This window comes from Chromobacterium sp. Ag138 (assembly GCF_055181315.1).
Genome location: NZ_JBUPWA010000001.1, coordinates 1,491,564 through 1,510,442, shown reverse-complemented (window position 1 = coordinate 1,510,442; position 18,879 = coordinate 1,491,564). Strand labels below are relative to the sequence as shown.

The following is an 18,879-nucleotide window of genomic DNA, read 5'->3' as shown; positions in this document are numbered from 1 at the left end:
GGCAGGAAAACAACGGAGCCTTCCATGCCCCAAACCCTGCTTGCCGCGTTGCCATGCGCCATCGCGCTGGCCTGGTTGCTGCCCGCCCTGTGGCCGGGCCGCGCGCTGCCGCGCCACTGGCAGGCAGCCGAAATCGCCGCCGTCGCCGGCGGCCTGCTGCTGCTTCCCCTGATCTTCCTGCCCACGCCTGCGCCGTGGTTCGCCGCCGCGTGGCTGATGCAGGCGCTGATCCAGCTGCTGGGCTGGATGGTGCTGCGCTACTCGCGCCGCTACATACAAGGCGAGCCGGGCCAGGCGCGCTTCTTGCGCGCCATCGGCTGCCTGCTGGCGGCGGTGACGCTGGTGGTGCAAGCCAGCCACCTGTTGCTGATGGCGCTGGCCTGGATCGCCTGCAGCCTGGCCTTGCAGGCGCTGCTTACCTTTTACCCCGGCCGGCCGGCGGCGCGACTGGCCGCCCGCCGAGAATGGCGCGCCAGCCGGCTGGCCGAGCTCTTGTTGCTGGGCGCGCTGCTGCTGTGGGCGCTGGCAGGCGGCAGCCTCAGCCTGCTGCCCGGCTCGCCGCAGGCGTTGGCCGATGGCGGGCAGGGCTACGCCGCGGCGGCCGGCCTGTTGCTGGCGGCGGCGGTGGCGATCAAGACCGCCCAGCTGCCCTTCCATGGTTGGCTGACCCAGGTGATGGAAGCGCCGACGCCGATTTCCGCGCTGCTGCACGCCGGGGTGGTCAATCTGGGCGGCATGGTGCTGATCAAGGCGGCGCCGCTGCTGCAAGCCGCGCCGCCGGCCGGCATCCTGCTGATGCTGTGGGGCGGCGCCAGCGCGCTGTTGTGCTGCGTGGTGATGCTGACGCGCATCAGCATCAAGCTGCGCCTGGCCTGGTCCACCTGCGCGCAGATGGGCTTCATGCTGCTGGAAATCGGCATGGGCTGGTATGCGCTGGCCTTGCTGCATCTGCTGGCCCACTCGTTTTACAAGGCCCATGCCTTCCTGCTGGCCGGCGAAACGGCGCGCGACAGAGCGGCGCGGCGCATGCTGGGCGGGGAAGAGGCGGATGGCGTTCTCCCTCATCTGGCGCGCGGTCTGACCGCGGCCGCGCTGCTGGCGGCTTCGCAATGGCTGTGGCAGCGCTGGACTCCCGCAGCCGCCTTGCCGCCGTTGTTCTGGCTGGCGATGGGCCTGGGCATGGGCGCGCTGCTGCGCGGCGGGTCCGGCTGGCTGGCCGCGCTGGCCTTGAGCCAGTCCTATCTGCTGCTGCACGCGCTGGCGGCGCGGATTCTGCCGCTGCATGGCCCGACGCCGCCGGAGTGGGCGCAAGCCTTGCTGGCCGCGCTGTTCCTTCTGGTCTTTTTGCTGCAGGGTTGGCTGCTGCGCCATCCGCAAGGCGCGCTGGCGCGCCGGATCTACCCGCATGCCTTCGCCGGCTTCCACCTTGACGAATGGTGGTGCATGCTGAGCCGACGCCGCCCGCGGCCGGCCGCGCCCCTGGCCCTGAGATGGCCTCGATTGCAGGAGAGCCGCCGTGACTGATCGCAAAGCCGCATGGCGGCAAGCCGTAGACCAGGCCCTGGCTGCCATCGCGCCGGCCTGGCCGCTGGACAGCCTGGTGGCCAGCTCGCCCTATTGGGGCCTGCGCGAGCAGCGCTTCGCTCATGCCGCCGACACGCTGCGCCAGGTGGCGGATAGCCCGCTGCACTTGCCGCGCGGCGAATATCAGGACGCCTGGCGGCGCGGCGAAATCAGCGCCGCGGCGCTGGAGGCCGCGCTGTCGGAGGCGGGCTGGAGCGGCGGCGCGCAAGCCTGGCTGGACGCCGAGCCGCGCGATGCCGATCCCGCCCCGCCGCCGCGGCTGCTGGCCGCCTGCCATCGCGAAGCGGTGGGCCCGCTCGGCGCGCAGAGCTGGACCGATGTCGTCATCCAGCAGATCAGCCAGTATTGCGCGGCCTGGTTCGACCGCGACCAGGCCAACTGGCACCTCGGCCATGAGCGCGGCTTTTACGCCGCCTGGCTGGAGCAGATGCGCCATCCTTACGGCCTGAGCGCCTTGCCGGAGCGGCGCGAACAGCTGCGCCTGCGCGCCGAGAGGCTGCCCGGCGACGCGGAGGCCATGCTGGCGGCCGGACTGGCGCAGCTGCAAGCGGAGCCGCAGTGGCTGACAGCCTGGCTGCAGGCGCTGCTGATGCGCAATAACGGCTGGGCGGCCTGGTGCGCCTATCTTGGCTGGCAGGCCGGGCTGAAAGGCGAAGCCGACAGCCATCTGCGCCAGCTGCTGGCGATCCAGATGGCTTGGGAATGCCTGCTGGATGACGGCGCGCGCGGGCCTGACAGCGCCTGGGCAGCCTGGCGCCGCGATTGGGCGCCGGGCCGGCATGGCCGCGCCGACGCGCGCGCGCTGATCTGGCAGCGCGCGCATGAACTGTCCCTGCATGCGCCACTGGCCCAGGCGCTGTGCCGCGAATCCGCCGCCGAAGACGCCATCCGTCCGGCGATGCAAGCCGTGTTCTGCATAGATGTGCGTTCCGAGCCGCTGCGCCGCGCGCTGGAGGAAACCGTTCCCGGCAGCCGCACCTATGGTTTCGCCGGCTTTTTCGGCCTGCCGCTGGCCTACCGCGTGCCGGGCGGCGATGTCGCGCAGCCGCGCCTGCCGGCGCTGCTGGCACCGGGCTGGGAAGCGAGTGCGGCGCCCGCGTCCGAGCCATCTGCCGCGCGGCGCGGCTGGCGGGCCTTCCTGCGCTCGCCGCTGTCTGGCTTCGCCCTGGTGGAAAGCGCCGGCCTCGCCAAGCTGGCGGCGCTGGCCCGGCGCAGCAAGGCGCGCGGCCATCAAGCCGCGCTGCCGCAGCTCGACCCCTGGCTGACGCCGGATAGCGCCAAGCCTGTGCCCCAGGACGGCCTGAGCCTGGAGAAGCGCGCGGAAATCGTGTCCGGCCTGCTGCCGGCCATGGGTCTGGCCGGCGCGCTCGCTCCCTGGACGCTGCTGGTGGGCCATGCCAGCCACGCCAGCAACAATCCGCAGGCGGCGGCGCTGCAATGCGGCGCCTGCGGCGGGCATGGCGGCCATCAGCATGTGCGGCTCTTGGCCCACTGGCTCAATGATCCGGCGCTGCGCGAGCGGCTGGCGGCGCTGGGCCGGCCCATTCCCGCCGACACGGTATTCCTGCCCGCGCTGCACCTGACGCACAGCGACGAAATCCTGTTGCTGGACGCGGACACACTGGGCGCGGACGCGCGCGCCCGTCTGCCGGGTCTGCAGGCGCAATTGCGGGCCGCGTCGGCGCTGGCGCGGAAGCGCCGCGCGCCGCTGGTCGGCCTCGCGCCGGCAGCGGACGACGCCATCTTGCTGAAAAAAATGCGGCAGAAGGGCGATGATTGGGCGGAGACGCGGCCCGAATGGGGGCTGGCCGGCAATGCGCTGTTCATCGCCGCGCCGCGCGCCAAGACACGCAAGCTGGACCTGGGCGGCCGCGCCTTCCTGCATGAATACGACTGGCGCGCCGATCCCGACGGCAAAGGGCTGCAGGCCATCCTCGCCGCGCCCATGGTGGTGGCGCACTGGATCAATATGCAGTACTTCGCCTCCACGGCGGACCCGCGCCGCTTCGGCAGCGGCAACAAGCTGCTGCACAATGTGGTGGGCGGCCGCATCGGCGTGTTCGAAGGCAATAGCGGCGATTTGCGCATCGGCCTGGCCTGGCAGTCGGTGCACGATGGCCAACGGCTGCGCCACGCCCCGCTGCGGCTGGCCGCCTGCATAGACGCGCCGCCGGACACGCTGGCGCAAGCGCTGGCGGCGCAGCCCATCCCGCGCCAGCTGGCGGAAAACGGCTGGCTGCACCTGTATTGCGTGCACGGCGACAGGCCGCTGCGCTGGCATGCCGATGGCGGGTGGCGACATGACTGAGCGCCGCGCCGCCTTGCTGACCCGCCACGGCAAGCACGCCGCCATCGCGCCCGCGCTGGCCGGCATAGGCTGGGACCTGGCGTTGGTGGACAGCTTCGATACCAACAGCTTGGGCGCATTCACCGGCGAGACGCCGCGCGCCGGCAGCCAGCGCGACGCCGCGTTGGCCAAGGCCAGGCTGGCTTGCGAGCTCAGCGGCCTGCGTTATGGCATTGGCAGCGAAGGCAGCTTCGGCGGCGACCCCTGGCTGGGCAGCTGCGGCTGGGCCACGGAGCTGCTGCTGTGCTGGGACGCCCAGCGCCAATACGCGGTGGAGGCCTGGACGCGCGGGCCGGAAACCAATTTCCGCCACTGGACGCTGAGCGATCTGGCGGCCTTGCCGGGCATCCTGCGTCTGTCAGGCTTTCCGGCGCACGGCCTGATCGTCGGCCGGCCCGGCGAGGACGCCTTTCACAAGGAGCTTGCCGGCGAAGCCGCGCTGCGCGCGCATCTAGCGCGGCATCTGGCAGACGGTCCGCTGCATCTGGAGTGCGATATGCGCGCCCACCGCAACCCCACGCGGATGGCGATGATAGCGCGCGCCGCCGCCGCGCTGGCGGAGCGGCTGGCCAGCGCCTGCCCGGATTGCGGCGCGCCCGGTTTCGGCGAGATCGCGCCGCTCTCCGGCGCGCCGTGCGAAGACTGCGGCGCGCCGACGCGCCAGCCCAGCGTGCGCCGCTGGCAATGCCCGTGCTGCCAGGCCTCGCGCGAACAAACCTTGCAGGCGGCCGCCTCGCCGCAATACTGCGATTACTGCAATCCCTGAACCTTGGAAAACCATGAAGTCGCTTAGCCCCACCCCCGAAGGACTGGATCAGGCCGCCGCGCTGCTGCGCGCGGGCGAGCTGGTCGCCGTGCCCACCGAAACCGTTTACGGACTGGCGGCCGACGCCACCCAGCCCGACGCAGTGGCCGCCATTTTCCGCGCCAAGAACCGGCCGGCCGATCACCCGCTGATCGTGCACTTGCCGGGCCTGGAACAACTGAACGAGTGGGCGTCGCGGGTTCCGGACTGCGCCTGGCCGGTGATAGAACGCTTCTGGCCCGGCCCGCTGACCCTGGTGCTGCCGGCAAGCGAAAAGGTGCCGGCCATCGTCAACGCCGGGCAAGACACGGTGGCGCTGCGCTGGTCCAGCCATCCGCTGCTGCAAGCGCTGCTGGACCGGCTGCAGAGGCCGGTGGCGGCGCCGTCGGCCAACCCGTTTTGCCGCATCAGCCCCACCACCGCGGACCACGTGCGGGCCCATATGGAAGGCCGCATCGCTGCCGTGGTGGATGGCGGGCCGTGCGCGGTAGGCATAGAGTCCACCATTCTCGATCTCAGCGGCGCGCGGCCGGCCATCCTGCGGCCCGGCGCCGTCACCGCCGCCATGCTGGCGCCTTATCTCGACCTGGCGGAAACCGCCGCCCCCGACGCGCCGCGCGTGCCGGGCAATCTGGCTTCGCATTACGCGCCGCGCCAGCCCTGCTATCGGCTGGAGGCCGCCGAAGCGGCGGCGAGAGCCGATGACGCCGGCTGGCGGCAGGCCGCGGTGCTGGCCATCGACGCGCCCGCCGCGCCCTGCGGCTGGCTCAAACGCATGCCGAGCACGCCCGAGGGCTATGCCCAGGCGCTGTACGCCGCGCTGCACGAGGCGGACGCCAGCGGTTGCCCATCGGTCTGGATCGTGCTGCCGCCCGATGAGCCGGCCTGGCGCGCCGTGCGCGACCGGCTGCGCCGCGCCGCGCGGCCGTTGGATGGTTAGCACGGCCGCGCAGGGCAGGCTCGCCAGCGGCGCGAGATGGTCTGATCGATGAAAAAAGACTCGCAGCTCCGGGCAGGAGATTTGTCATGGAAAAGTCGAAGTTCACCGAATAGCAGATTGCCTTCGCATTGCGCCAGGTTGAGTCCGGCACCATCGTCGCCGAGGTTTGTCGCAAGATGGCCGCTCTTCTTTTGCAAGCGGCCACGGAGTCCTTCAAAACCACTAATTTAAGAATCCTGCCAGGCGCCCAGCGCTAGCTGCACTTGCACATAGGCCGCAATCGCATCGGCATGCGCCGCTAGCCCGGCACGGCGCGCCTGTTGCAGGCTGGCGTGCGCCGCCAGAGCCTGACTTTGCGGCTCCAGCCCGGCCTGGCTGCGCGCCTGGCTGTAGCTGGCGGATCGGCTGGCCAAGGCTTCGGCATCCCGTGCGCTGGCCAGTTGCGCCTTGGCGGCCTGCCACTGCCTCAGGCTGGTTTCACTTTCCTGCAGTGCGTTCAGCACGGTCTGCTCGTAGTGATGTAGGGCCGCCTGGCCTTGTTGCTCGGTGCTGGCGCGGCGGGCGGCGCGGCGGCCGGCATCCAGCCAATCCCAGCTGAAGGCAGGGCCAAGCGCATAGCGCAGCGCGTCGGCATTGCCCAGCAGGCCAAAAGGCGCCATCGCTCCGGCTGTCAGATCCAGGCTCAGGTGCGGTAGGTGGGCGCGATCCGCCAGCGCCGCCTCGCCCAATTTACTGCGCAGCTCGGCGTCGGCACGTACCACATCCGGACGCCGCGCCAATAAATCGTGCGGATAGGCAATCGCTGTGTCGGCCGGCACTTCCGGTAATTTCGGCTCACCGCCGGCGCGCGGCGACAACAGCGGGTTGTCGCCGCATAGTACGGCGAGCGCCGCCAGCGCCGATGCGGCGGCGGCGTCATTGGCTGCCAGTTCCGCCTCGAGTTGATGACTGGCGCTGGCGGCGGCCAGGACTTCGCGCGGGTCGATCAGCCCAGCCTGCTGCCGGTATTGCAGTTGGCGGTGACGCTGTCGCAACGTTGACAGCTCATCCTGCAGCAGCTGGCGATTGAGCCTGGCCTGCTGCCAGCGGGTGTATTGGCGGACCACGTCGGCCTGCAGCAGCACTGTGGCGGCATGCAGGTCGGCCGCGCGGATATCGGCCTGGCGCTCGGCCACGGCGGCGGCGGTTGCGGTGCGGCCGAACAGATCGAGCTCCCAGCGCAGGCTTTGCTGCAGCACGCCGATATTTTGCGCCGGCGGACGGGGCAAGCCCTGACGGTACGGGTCAACCTCAATACCTGACAGTTGCTGCCGCTGCGCCTGGCCACCCAGGCTGCCTTGCGGAAGGGCGTCCCGCGCGGCGGCATCGGCAGCGCTGCGCGCTGCCCGCACGGTAGCCAGAGCCTCCTGGCGCTGGTGGTTGCTCTGCATCGCCTGTTGCAGCAGGGCATCCAGCTGCGGATCATGCAAGGCCTGCCACCAGTTGGCCGCCGTTTGCCCCACGCGAATGCCGGCGGCGCTGGCTGCTGGGCTGGCGTGTACCGCCAGCGCCTGGCTGCTGGGCGCAATCTGGCTAGGCGGCACCACCGCCGCACAGCCGCCCAGCAGCGCCAGGCTCACCCAGATAGCCTGGCGCGGGAATGTCAAAATAGGATTAAACATGGTGAATCCTTAGGCGGCCGGCTGGCCGATACGATAGAAACTGGCGTACAGGGCCGGAATCAGACCCAGCGTAATCAGCGTGCCCAGCGCCAGGCCGCCCATCATGACCACGGCCAGGCTGGTCCACACGACACCGCCAAACAGCAGCAAGGGCAGCAGGCCGAGAATGCACACCATCTTGGTCATCACAATGGGGCGCAGACGTTTGGCTGCCGCGTCTTCGATCGCCTGTAGCGCGGGCAGACCTTCGCGCAGGGCTTCGTCAATGGCATCCAGCAGCAGTACGGCGTTGTTGACGATGATGCCAGCCAGCGCCAGCAGACCCAGGGTGCCGACAAAGGTGAGCGTGGTGCCGCTGATCGTCAGCGCCAAGGCGGAGCCGATCACCACGAACGGTATGCTGGCCAGCACGATAAGGCTCTTGCGCACGCTATCGAACTGCCATACGAAGAGGAGGAACATCACCATGACGCAGGCCGGAAGCAGCTTGGTGATGGCGTTGTTTGCGTTAAGGTTTTCCTCGATCTCGCCGCCCAGCGTGATGTTGACCTTGCCCTCCGCGGCCAACTTGGCCATCAGCGGCGCCACGCGGTCGGCAATCGCTTGCGCCGTCAGTTGCGGATGACGCGCCAACAGCGTCACTGTGCGTTGCTGGTTGATGCGTTGGATCACGGCAGGCTGGCTGGCAAGGCCAATGCGGGCCACCTGGCCCAAGGCCACCGGTCGCGCCATGCCTGGCGACTGCACCGGCAAGGTTTGCAAGCGTGCAATGCTGTGGCGCAAGTCTGCGCTGCCTCTTACCACCACCGGCAGCAGGGTATCGCCTTCACGGTATTGGCTGGCAACGCTGCCGGCCAGCAAGGTATTCAGGCTTTGGGCAATATCGCGGCTGCTGAGGCCCGCCGCATGGGCGCGGGCCTGGTCGACACGCACGTCGAGCTGCAGGATGGAGCGCTCAGCGTCACTGCTCAGTTGCTGCATGCCTGGAATGGCCTGCAATGCGGCGTACAGTCGCTCGGCGGCAGCCAGATGGCTGTGTCCGTCGCTGCTGCTGAGACGGAACTGCGCGACGCCGGCATCGGACGATCCCATGGAGAAGCGCTTGGGTTCAAAGCGCACATCAGGAAAGCGCGCGGCCAACTTGCGCTTCAGCGCCGCAATCGCCTCATCGTGGCTCACATTCGCAGCCAGTGTCAGCACCGCATAAGCGCGGTGGCCGGCCGGCGTAGGCGGATTCAGCGCCAGGATGAAGCGCGGGCCGCCATCTCCCATGTAAAGCGCGTGGCTTTCCAGCTCCGGGAAGGCCTGATGGTCGGCCAAGGCGCGGCTGATCGCTTCGCTGCGCGCCAGCGTGTGCGCGGTGCTGCTGTCGGGCGCAAGCTCTATGGCCATTTGCAGCTGGCGGCGCTCGGAAGCCGGCATCAATTCCGTCGGCACGTGGGTAAACAGCCAGCCGGCGCCGACCAGCAGCAGCACCATGCTGCCGATATACGCTGTCTTGTGCCCCAGGATCCAGCGCACCTTGCCGCGATACCAGCCGGTAATCGACTCTATCGCCTGCGCGGTGCGGCTCAGCTTGGCATGCTGATGGGCAAAGCGCTGGCACAGCAAGGGCGTAAAGGTAACGGCCAGCAACAGCGACAGCAGCAGCGCAATCGCCATCACAATGCCCATGCTGCGCAGGTATTCGCCGGTTTCCGTGCTGGACAGCACCAGCGGCATGAAAGTGAGAATGATGGCCAGAGACGAGACCAGCAGCGGCAATAGCATGGTTCGGCCGGCTTCGGCTGCAGCCTCGGTACGTGACTGGCCCAGCGCCAGCCGGCGCTCCATGTCTTCAGCCACCACGATGGCGTTATCCACGAACAGACCCAGCGCAATAATGATGGCGCCGATGGAAATGATGTGCAGGTCTATGCCAAGCAGTTTCATCACCGCCAGCGTGCCCAGCACCGTGGTCGGAACAATGGCGCCGACAATCAGGCCGGTGCGCAAGCCAAGGAACAGCACCACCACGCCTATCACGATCACAGTGGTTTCCATGAACACCTGGCCCACCTGTTTAAGCTGCTTGGTGACGATTTGCGCCTGGTCGGTAATCGGCGACAATTTCATGCCAGCCGGCAGGCCAGCTTCCAGGCGAGCCACCTCGCCACGCAGCGTGTCGGCAAAGCTGACCACGTTGCTGCCGTTTTTCATGGATACCGCAATCACCACAGCTGGGGCGCCATCGACAAAAGCGCCGCCAAGAGGCGGATCTTGCGTGTGGCGGACCACGCGCGCCACCTGGCTCAGCAGCACGCTGCCATGCTCCGGCAAGGTAATCACGGTATTGCCCAGCTCGGCAGGATTGGCGACATCGCCGCTGACGTTCAGCGCCAGTTCGCTGCTGTCAGCATCGACGAAGCCGCCTGGCACCACGATGTTGCGGCGGGAAACCGCATCGATGACGGCCGATGGCGACAGGCCACGCGCGGCTAGCGCCGGGATGTCGAGCAGGATTTGCACTTCCTCGTCACGGACGCCGTGCAGGCTCACACGCTCCACGCCCGGTACGCGTAGCAGGTTGTCGCGCAGTTGGCGTGCGCTGTCGCGCAACTCGCCAGCGCTGTAGCCGCGGCCGCTGAGGCCCAGGGTCATCACGGCCACGCGGCCGAATTCGTCATCCACCATCGGGCCGATGCTGCCTTCCGGCAGTTGGCCGCGCAGCTCGGTCATGCGGTTGCGCAGCCGTTGCCAGACATCGGACAACTTGTCGCCGGACACTGTCGGGTACAGCTCGACATAGGTAAATGCCATCCCGGGACGCAAGGTTGTCCTGACACGTTTCACCTCGGGCAGGCCGAGAATGCTGATCTCGGTAGGGCGGGCGACCAACTGCTCCATGCGCTCGGTGCTCGCGCCGGGGACAAAGCTGAGTACGGTTGCGGTACGGATGGTGACCGGAGGCTCTTCGGTTGACGGAAAGTCCAGTACTAGCCACAAACCGGTAAGCACCAGCGCCAGTACCGCCAGAAAAGTAAAGCGGGGTCGAGCCAGCGCGGCAGCGGCCAGATTGCTCATGGCTGCTCTCCTTCATGCGGCTGGACCGGCGTGATGCGGCTGCCCGGCGCAATGGCGGCGCCACCGGCAACGATGATACGGTCGCCGGCTTTCAGACCGTTCACAACGCTGACGCTGTCATCATGCGGCGCGCCCAGCTGCACGGCGATTTTCTCTACCGTCTTGCCGTCACCGGCTAGCCGCAGCACATAGCCATGCCGCGCGTCCGTGCTTGGCAGCAGCGCGCGCAGCGGAATGACTGCGCCGGAAGACGATTGGGAGGGGATTTGCACCTGCCAGGTATCTCCCGGCTGCGCATCGGACGGCGCACTGACAAATACCTGGCGCTGGCCACCGGCACCCAGGGTGGCGGCGATGCGCAGAACCTTGCCGGCATGGCGTTGGCCTTCATGAAGCAAGGACAGCGACTGGCCAACGTTCAGTTCAATGCCGGCCGGCAGCCACAGTGCCAATTCACGGCCGGCGCCTTCAATGGTGAAGGCCGGGGAGCCAGGACTGACGGCCTGGCCCAGTGCCAGTGCCCGACTGCCGATCACGCCATCGACAGGCGCCCGCAGGCTGGCCTGTTGCAGCGCCCAGTTGGCCTGCTGTTGCTGGGCTTTGGCCGTGATCAGGGCGGTAGTTGCCGTTTGCAGTTCGGCGTGCAATGCGTCCAGCTCGCCCGCGCTGATTGCCTGCGCCTGACGTGCGGCCTCGGTACGCGCCAGCCGCTGGCGCACTTCTTGCAGCTTGGCGCTAGCGGCCTGTTGTTCGCCGTCGGCCGCCGATTGCTGGGCACGCAGCGTGGTGTTGTCCAGTGTGGCCAGCAGTTGGCCGGCACGGACAGGGTCGCCGAGGTTAGCCTGCAGGCTGCTTACACGGCCGGAGACCGCAAACGCCAGCTCGGCGCGCGACACGGCACGCACTTCGGCGATATAGCCGCCAGTTTGGCTGGCCGAGCTGGCAACCTTGACCACCAAAGCAGGAGGGGCGGCGTCCTGCTGGCCGACGGGTGCGGGGGTGTCATTGCAGCCGGCCATGACCAGTGCTGCGCAGCTCATCCACAGCCTGGCCACGGGGCGATGTTCGAGAAAAAATAGGGGCACAATGGCTCTCCGGTTCAAATAAAAGCATGACCCGGCAAGAGTGCCCTGCCAGACCGGCGCAAACTGTAAAAGCCAGAGGGGACACAGCGTGAGGACAAAACAGGCCATTGGCGGTGCTATTGCGGCCAGCAGCAGACTTTCACTGTTGAAACGATAGTTTCAGGAGACAAAATAGGACATTTATGGATCGAATTCGGCCAGAGTGTCATATGCATTACGCAATGGGTGAATTAATTATTCTATTAATTCAAATGCTTGATGTGTTGTCTCTGCCATGACTCATCTATCACCCAAACTAATGAAGTGACAAATCTGGCCATCTACACCACGATTAATGGTGTACTAGCTTTGGAGTTAAGGTGTGAACGTCCCCCTCTCAATTCCGCAGGCCGCAGGGCAAGACTCGCACGCGGCAAGCATTCCGCCTACCACAGCCCGCTCCCTGCTGGGACTGGTGGAAGACCGTGGTTACAGCCCGGAGCGCCTGTGCCAGGGCCTGGGGATACGGTACGAAGATCTGCTATCGCACCAGCTGCTACTATCGCACCGCCAGATCAAGGTGTTGATCTTGCGGGCGCAGGAACTCTTGGGCGAGCTGGCTTTGGGCCTGGTAGCGGGAGCGCGGGAAACGCCGGTCAGTTGGGGAGTGACGGGTCTGGTCATGCTGACCTGTGAAACGCTAGAGGAAGCAATGGAATATGCGCTCGCAAAACAGAACGAAGCCGGCACCATGGTACAGCACCAGGCTAGCATCTACGGCAGTGAAGTGCGCATGCAACTGGTCAGCCATCGTTTCGACTGGGAAATCGAGAACTATCTGATTGACCATGCGATGTCGGGGGCCGTCGCGGTGGCGCGCTATCTGTTGGGCCCGGCGTTCAAGCCGCTGCGGGTCGACCTGGTGCAAGCCATGCCGGCGCACCAAGCGCTATACCGCCAGTTTTACGACTGCCCGGTGCGTTTTGCGGCCGGCAGCAACCTGCTGGTTTTCGACGCGCACTGGCTGGGGGCGAGACTGCCGGGTTACGACCGCATAGCCAGCCAGATGCTACGCCGCCAACTGGATAGCCTGTTGCAGTTGAGCCCCGGCCGCCATCAGCTGATCGAAACCGTCAGTAACCATATCCGATACGCCAGCGTGCAAGGCGCCGACCAGCTGGCAGTGGCCAGCATGGTGAATGTCAGCCCGCGCTCCCTGCGCCGCAAGCTGGAGCAGCAGGGCACCCACTATCGCCATCTGCGCGATGCCACCCGTTACCAGACCGCCTGCCAGCTGCTGGATAACAGCACCTTAAGTCTTGCCGCCATTGCCGAACAGTTGGGCTATGCCGACGCGCGCTCGTTTCGGCGGGCCTTCAAGCGTTGGAGTGGCATGCTGCCAAGCGAATACCGGCGCGATAAATGATTGAGTGTGTTTGATACGTTGACGGCTGTTTCGATTTCGGAGACGGATGCCAGGGAGGTAGGTTGTGACTGTCTGCTAAGCCCGATCTGCTGTCACTTGAATCGCTCCCGCTTCACGTGGGTGGCAAGGCATCTGGAAAAGCCGTGGCGATTCAAACTTTGCCTCCCTGCTGTAGGGAGGCAAAGTTAGTGAAAAAATCATTCCTTGCCAGATAAGGCTTTTTGCACTTTCTTGTCAGCGTAGCAGGAGTGATCAGGTGCAGAGTTCCTGCAAAAACTAACTTTTCTGCGCAGTTGTTGAAAAAGTCTTTTGGTCAAGATGTCCCGAACTCTGAAGTGGCCGTAAGTCGGCCTTTGCTGCCGCTCGGAGGTGCCCCGCGCTACGTCAGCAATCCGTAAGGAAGCTGCCGGTGGCGGTAGGCTCAGTCTGAATGACTGCATTCCTCATCGTCGAGGAACGTATCTCGACCCACTGCGGCCCTTCGCCTCCACAACGGTGCAACGGCAGCAATCAGCGCGGAGCAGTCCCCCACTGCAGCTGCTCATGGACAGCAGATCGGCCATTAGCCGCCGGCGAGTACGGCAGCGGCTAATGGCCGGTTTACACAGAGTTCTGGACATGCCCACAAGTGGCTGTTTCCCCGTCATGGAGGAGCTAGTGGCGGTGTTGAAGCATGATGCCACCGTTTCCGCAGGCATTATGGACACGGCCACGGAGTCAGGCAGATTGGAGGCTGGCATACGTGGATTTCCATGATAAATGACTTGATCAATATGGCATTTGGATGGGGTGATGACTATCAGCAATATCAATTGATATATGGACCTTGGTGTCCGTTTAAACTATGTAAAACTACTGGGTATATCACGCAGCTTTATTCCATTATGAAGGAATGCTTAAATGAAAGGCAGTTGCTTGTGCGAAAGCATCGAATATGAAATCGACAGTATTGATATGCCTATTGGGCATTGCCATTGTCGAACTTGTCAGAAAGCTCATGCAGCAGCATTCGCCACAACCGCGGGAGTAATGCGTGAACATTTCCGCTGGCTCAAGGGCGAGGAAAAAGTAGCTTCTTTTGAGTCATCACCCGGTAAATTTCGTCATTTTTGTCCATCGTGTGGTTCACATTTGGTCGCAGAGCGGACAAATCAGCCCAATGTTATTATCCGGGTTGCCACCCTTGATCAAGATCCCGGTATAAAGCCAGACAAGCACATCTGGATCTCACATGACCTGCCATGGCTAAGCCATGAAAACATTCCAACATATCCTGAATGGCAGCCAGATAGATGACCGATCTGCTGCATACCTGGCCGGCTCATTGGTAGTTGGCCAGCCGAAGTTGCAATTCCTCCCCCAGATATTGACTGTTTTCTCAAGCTTTGCGGTCGTTGGCGTGGTGGACTCAGAGAATCTGCTCAGATACCAAAACCGGACTTTCACCCATCTGTTGGGCAAATGTCCGGTTTTATCTTTTGCCAACGGCCGGAATCGACCCGGAGGGGCCGTTCAGGTCGGTGCCGGTGAGCGGTAGATATCGGAGCTAACCAGCACTACGGACTGGTCATCGGTCTTTGGGACGCGGCAGAACTCTGGGGTGATGCTGCCGAGTGTGGTCTGGAGCAAAGAAATTCAGAGGCTATCGAGCGGGCTGGTTACAGAACGAGCAGCCTGCTGTACGTGAGTGTAGATCATCGTGGTCTGGAGGTTACGATGCCCCAAGAGCAACTGAATGGTCCGAATGTCGGTCCCTGCTGTCAGCAGATGGGTCGCGAAAGAATGGCGCAGGCAATGAACGCTGGCGTGTTTATGGATCTGGGTCTTGGCCATGACCTTCTTGAACGCCCGCTGAATGGTCGAATCGGACGTATGCCAGCGAGCAAGGCGCTTACTGTCTCCCCACGGCCATGAGCACCATGGACGGAAACACATATTGCCAGGCGAACGAGCTGGAAGCGGTCGGATATTTCCGCTCCAGCGCATCCGGCATCGGCGCTAGGCCGCCGCCTCGAGCCAGATCCTCCTCGTGTAGAGCTGCCACTCGCAGCAGATGCTGCTGTAACGGCGAAGCCAGTTGCGCCGGTAGGACTGTCGTTCAATCCTTGCTCCCTTTGCTGTTGCGGATGGAAAGGGTCCGGGCGGTGAAATCCACGTCCTTAACCCGCAAGGTGACGCACTCATGCACGCGTAAGCCTGCGCCATACATCAACTGAGCCGTCAGCCGGCAGCTTCCCTCCATCAGCGACAATACGGTCTTGACCTCATCCTGGGTCAAGACCACTGGAATCCAGTGCCGCTTCTGCACCCGGCGTAGCCCCCGCATCTGTCCCAATGGTTGAGCCAGCACACTCTCATAAAGGAAGACCAAGGCGTTCAGAGCCTGGGATTGGGTCGACGCAGCGACGCGTCGCTGTACGGCCAGATAGTTCAGGAAGGCCTCGGCAGTCCCCATCTCACCAGGATGACGTTTTCCGTGAAGCAGGATGAACTGTCTGATCCAGTAGCGGTATGCCATTTCGGTGTTACGGCTGAAATGGCGGCGCCGGCAGATAGTGGAAACCTGATCGAGCAGCTTGGGACGGTGGGCAACGACTTCACCCCATGAGTGTCACTCCTTCAGGGAAAAAATCGTAGGGTAGCGGGCGTCCGGCGGCATGGCCAGGGCGTCCGGTAGATTGGAGTGGTTATACGGACATGTTCATGACAAAGTGCTTGAAAATTATGGCCTTGGGATACGATAATGGCTGTCAGTAATATCAATTGTTATACGGACCCCGATGTCCGTATAAACACTGTTAGACGGTGGAAAACATCGCGGTGTATCAGGCACCTTAGTCCCACGCCTAGGTCAACGCTTTAAGAAATTGCCTGCATCAGGCTATCAGGGGGACGCAATGGCCATAACATTCAAAGATGCATCTACTGCCGATGCGGAGGCTTTAGTAGTAATTCGCATCAGAGCAATGCGCGAGAGCCTAGAAAGTATCGGACGCTTTAATCCCCAACGGGCTAGAGATCGATTCCTATCGTCCTATGACCCACAGAGCACTAGCATTATCCTTAAGGACAGCCAGACAATCGGCTTCTTTGTTGTCAAATCCATCGACAATGGTCTGCTGCTAGACCACCTTTACATTGAGCCAGAGCATCAAAGCCAAGGCATTGGGGCAATGGTCCTATCTCACGTTTTCGCGGAGGCCGACACAAGGAAGTTACCGCTAAAGGTTGGTGCGCTTCGTGGTAGCCAATCGAACAATTTTTACCTCCGGCATGGGTTTGTAAAAACAGCAGAGGAAGAATGGGATATTTACTATATCCGCCAACCAAAAGAATAAAATCATAGCCATCAATAGCAAGCGACATCGGAAAGCCGATGGAGTGCCATCCAACGTTAAGCGGTGGCATGTTCATAGTCTTTTCGTAACACACCCGCTGGCACTGTTGTTCGGCTATCTGTACAACGAAAAGAAAGGGCGCCTGTCTGATCGAAGCCACCATTCGAATGGCTGATCCGCAGGAGCGACCAGGGGCCGCTCCTGGCCGATTGTACGCGTACAACATGACAGCAGAAACGGCCGTTTGCAAAAATATGCACGACCGCTGACGTTGGTCAGATCTCAATTTGCTCGGAAATCTCCAACGCATCATCTACCTCAATGCCGAGGTACCGTACCGTGCTTTCCAGTTTGGTATGCCCCAACAACAGCTGCACCGCTCGTAGGTTTTTGGTTTGCTTATAGATCAGCGTGGCTTTGGTCCGCCGCATCGAGTGGGTTCCGTAGAGAGATGAGTCCACTCCCGCTGCCTTGGCCCAATGATGCACGATCCGTGCATACTGACGGGTGGAGATATGAGGTGAAGCCTTGACCCTGCTCGGGAAGAGGTCACATGATGGTGCATCGACATTGGAACCTTACCTTACGGTCATGTACTTTTTTGGCGATATGCCAAGCACCTTCTTGAACATGGCGACAAAGCTGGTTGGATTTCCGTACCCTAGGCTCAGTGCAACGGCGGTAACGGTTTTTCCACTGGTAAGAAGATCAATGGCCTGATGCACCAACAGGCGACGATTCCACTCCCCAAGCGTCATCCCGGTTTCATGAACAAATAGGCGTGCCAATGTACGCGAGCTGACACAAGCTAATGCAGCCAGTGCATCCTGATCAGGGTTGGCCATCGGACTACGCGTTAATGTCTCCGTCACACGTACCAAACGGGGATCATGTGCAGAAGGAAGATCAATTGGCGTGGGTTCAGCCAGACTGAGTTCATCAACTAGCACCTGCATGAATCGATAACCCGCCTCATGTGGCTGGTATTTATCCCCCCAATCGCAGGCGCGGATGATCATTTCCCGCATGAGCGTTGTCACCCTGAGTACCGTACAAGCCTCAGGTAACGAGCGACAAGCTATCTCGCTCACAAACAGACTGAATAGCGTGACTTTGCCTGGGAAAAATACATCGTGTTCCTGATGGGGTGGAATCCAGATGGCCTGTGTTGGTGGTACCAGCCATGTGCCCAGAGGCGTGATGACACGGACCACGCCGTGGCTGGCGTAAATCAACTGTCCTCGTGGGTGACTGTGCGCACTGGCGGAAACAGCATCCTGCACGTCCAGCCTGAGGGGAATCACCGGCAAGTCTTTCTCGGCGCGGAACCCTTCGGTCACCGGCGATAGCGTTGTCCGTTTCTCTTTATATATTGTCATTTATTGCCAATTGCGCCACGCCGTAAGCTGACAAGATGATATCACTTACCAAGGAGAAACCTATGAAAGCCACTGACGCTCACAACGAACGGATCATTGATCAGTTCTCCAAACAGTCGGTGCCATTTACGAAAGTACCTGGACATCTTGATGCTATTGACACTCTCGTCTCGATGAGCGGCGTAAAGCCAATGCATACCGTACTTGATGTTGCCTGCGGTCCAGGGATCGTGTCCTGTGAGTTTGCAAAGATCGCGGAGAAAGTTGTTGGCGTAGATGTGACGCCAGCCATGCTGGAGACGGCGCAACGACGACAAACCGAACTCGGGTTACACAATCTGGTTTGGGAACGCGCGGATGCGTTGAGCTTACCTTTTGCAGATCAGACCTTTGACGTTGTGATGACTCGCTACAGCTTTCACCACCTTCTTTCACCAGAAGCTGGCCTTGCTGAGATGGTTCGGGTTTGTAAGCAAGGGGGTGTTGTGCTGGTGGCGGATGTAGCTATTCCTGAACAGAAAGTTGCCCGCTACGACCACCTGGAACGCTTGCGCGATCCTTCGCACACCCATGCATTGACGGAGGTTGAGTTTGACCGCTTGTATCATTCTTCCGACTTAACGGATTGCCGCTACACAAGCTATACGGTCGACATAGAACTTGAGGCCCAGCTCAACGCGTCCTTCCCAAATCCTGGCGATACCGAGATCGTCAGGGACTTGGTCACTCGGGACGTTGGGTTTAACAGGCTGGGGATCAATGCAAGAAACATTGATGATCAAATCCGCTACACCGTGCCGATTCGGGTCTATGCGGGAAGAAAGTAATACTAGATGTTCAGATGAACTGGCCTATAGATCAGCAGTTGTAGCCGCTGTTATTACAATGGCTTTGCTCTGACATGCTACCGAAGTGGACGATTGGCAGGAAGGCCTACAGGAGCCGGGGCAGTCCACTTCTCCAAGGAAAGCAGTCATTTTTTGCATGGCATGATAAAGACCGCTTTGGCCGATCTGCTGTCACTTGAATCGCACCCGCTTTACTCGATTTCGTGTGGGCGGCAAGGCATCTAGAAAAGCTGGGGCGATTCAATAGCATGTAATTGCTATGCCCCATTTTGGTGCAATTTCAACTGTGTGCAAAGAGTGTGCAGTAACTTTGAAAATGTAGGGAAGCAAAGTTAGTGAAAAAAGCCTTCCTTGCCAGATAAGGCTTTTTGCACTTTCTTGTCAGCGTAGCAAGACTGATCAGGTGCAGAGTTCCTGAAAAAAA

14 protein-coding genes and 1 pseudogene are annotated in these 18,879 nt (G+C 62.6%); 8 read left to right on the top strand and 7 right to left on the bottom strand.

From position 1 onward, the window contains the following. Nucleotides 1–24: 24 nt before the first annotated feature. The 4 genes from ACY3GB_RS06695 to ACY3GB_RS06680 are packed head-to-tail and all read left to right on the top strand — an operon-like array spanning nucleotide 25 to nucleotide 5,676. A complete protein-coding gene (locus ACY3GB_RS06695) occupies nucleotides 25–1,524 on the top strand; it encodes an NADH-quinone oxidoreductase subunit L (protein ID WP_463088064.1) in 1,500 nt (499 codons plus the stop codon). Further along, nucleotides 1,517–3,892: a YbcC family protein gene (locus ACY3GB_RS06690; protein ID WP_463088063.1), complete on the top strand. Its 2,376-nt coding sequence runs from the start codon at nucleotides 1,517–1,519 to the stop codon at nucleotides 3,890–3,892. Before ACY3GB_RS06695 ends, ACY3GB_RS06690 begins: the two co-directional genes overlap by 8 nt. Further along, nucleotides 3,885–4,697: a DUF6671 family protein gene (locus tag ACY3GB_RS06685; protein WP_463088062.1), complete on the top strand. Its 813-nt coding sequence runs from the start codon at nucleotides 3,885–3,887 to the stop codon at nucleotides 4,695–4,697. The genes ACY3GB_RS06690 and ACY3GB_RS06685 overlap by 8 nt, the downstream gene beginning before the upstream one ends. 13 nt (nucleotides 4,698–4,710) lie before the next feature. Then, on the top strand, nucleotides 4,711–5,676 hold the full coding sequence (locus ACY3GB_RS06680; RefSeq protein ID WP_463088061.1) for an L-threonylcarbamoyladenylate synthase: 966 nt from the start codon (nucleotides 4,711–4,713) through the stop codon (nucleotides 5,674–5,676). 227 nt (nucleotides 5,677–5,903) lie between these two features. Here the strand turns inward: ACY3GB_RS06680 and ACY3GB_RS06675 are convergent, their stop codons facing one another. Genes ACY3GB_RS06675 through ACY3GB_RS06665 form a run of 3 tightly spaced genes read right to left on the bottom strand, consistent with a single transcriptional unit; the run spans nucleotide 5,904 to nucleotide 11,485 of the window. Next, nucleotides 5,904–7,337 (bottom strand): TolC family protein, encoded by a 1,434-nt coding sequence (locus ACY3GB_RS06675; protein ID WP_463088060.1) that lies wholly within the window; start codon nucleotides 7,335–7,337, stop codon nucleotides 5,904–5,906. Nucleotides 7,338–7,346: 9 nt separating this feature from the next. After that, complete coding sequence (locus ACY3GB_RS06670; RefSeq protein WP_463088059.1) at nucleotides 7,347–10,400, bottom strand: efflux RND transporter permease subunit; 3,054 nt, start codon at nucleotides 10,398–10,400, stop codon at nucleotides 7,347–7,349. Then, nucleotides 10,397–11,485, bottom strand: a complete 1,089-nt coding sequence (locus ACY3GB_RS06665) for an efflux RND transporter periplasmic adaptor subunit (RefSeq protein WP_463088058.1) — start codon at nucleotides 11,483–11,485, stop codon at nucleotides 10,397–10,399. The genes ACY3GB_RS06670 and ACY3GB_RS06665 overlap by 4 nt, the downstream gene beginning before the upstream one ends. A gap of 361 nt (nucleotides 11,486–11,846) precedes the next feature. On the opposite strand from ACY3GB_RS06665, the gene ACY3GB_RS06660 reads away from it, so the two are divergent. Beyond that, complete coding sequence (locus tag ACY3GB_RS06660) at nucleotides 11,847–12,890, top strand: AraC family transcriptional regulator (protein ID WP_463088057.1); 1,044 nt, start codon at nucleotides 11,847–11,849, stop codon at nucleotides 12,888–12,890. Nucleotides 12,891–13,790: 900 nt separating this feature from the next. Continuing rightward, on the top strand, nucleotides 13,791–14,186 hold the full coding sequence (locus ACY3GB_RS06655; protein WP_463088056.1) for a GFA family protein: 396 nt from the start codon (nucleotides 13,791–13,793) through the stop codon (nucleotides 14,184–14,186). Nucleotides 14,187–14,525: 339 nt separating this feature from the next. Here ACY3GB_RS06655 and ACY3GB_RS06650 read toward each other — a convergent pair whose 3' ends face one another. Both ACY3GB_RS06650 and ACY3GB_RS06645 read right to left on the bottom strand, forming a co-directional pair. Beyond that, nucleotides 14,526–14,825: a tyrosine-type recombinase/integrase gene (locus tag ACY3GB_RS06650; RefSeq protein WP_463090919.1), complete on the bottom strand. Its 300-nt coding sequence runs from the start codon at nucleotides 14,823–14,825 to the stop codon at nucleotides 14,526–14,528. 163 nt (nucleotides 14,826–14,988) lie between these two features. Continuing rightward, a complete protein-coding gene (locus ACY3GB_RS06645) occupies nucleotides 14,989–15,465 on the bottom strand; it encodes a phage integrase N-terminal SAM-like domain-containing protein (RefSeq protein ID WP_463090918.1) in 477 nt (158 codons plus the stop codon). A 322-nt stretch (nucleotides 15,466–15,787) separates the two neighbouring features. Between ACY3GB_RS06645 and ACY3GB_RS06640 the strand changes: the two genes are divergently transcribed. Then, entirely contained in the window at nucleotides 15,788–16,228 is a 441-nt protein-coding gene (locus ACY3GB_RS06640) for a GNAT family N-acetyltransferase (protein ID WP_463088055.1), read from the top strand. A 275-nt stretch (nucleotides 16,229–16,503) separates the two neighbouring features. Here ACY3GB_RS06640 and ACY3GB_RS06635 read toward each other — a convergent pair. Together ACY3GB_RS06635 and ACY3GB_RS06630 are read right to left on the bottom strand one after the other, a co-directional pair. After that, a pseudogene (locus tag ACY3GB_RS06635) lies at nucleotides 16,504–16,764 on the bottom strand (tyrosine-type recombinase/integrase); the annotation flags it as partial. Nucleotides 16,765–16,806: 42 nt separating this feature from the next. After that, nucleotides 16,807–17,607: an AraC family transcriptional regulator gene (locus ACY3GB_RS06630; RefSeq protein ID WP_463088054.1), complete on the bottom strand. Its 801-nt coding sequence runs from the start codon at nucleotides 17,605–17,607 to the stop codon at nucleotides 16,807–16,809. Between the two features lie 62 nt (nucleotides 17,608–17,669). Here ACY3GB_RS06630 and ACY3GB_RS06625 point away from each other — a divergent pair, with 62 nt between their 5' ends. After that, nucleotides 17,670–18,434 carry a class I SAM-dependent methyltransferase gene (locus ACY3GB_RS06625; RefSeq protein ID WP_463088053.1) on the top strand — a complete coding sequence of 255 codons (765 nt, stop codon included), beginning with the start codon at nucleotides 17,670–17,672 and terminating at the stop codon, nucleotides 18,432–18,434. Nucleotides 18,435–18,879 lie beyond the last annotated feature (445 nt).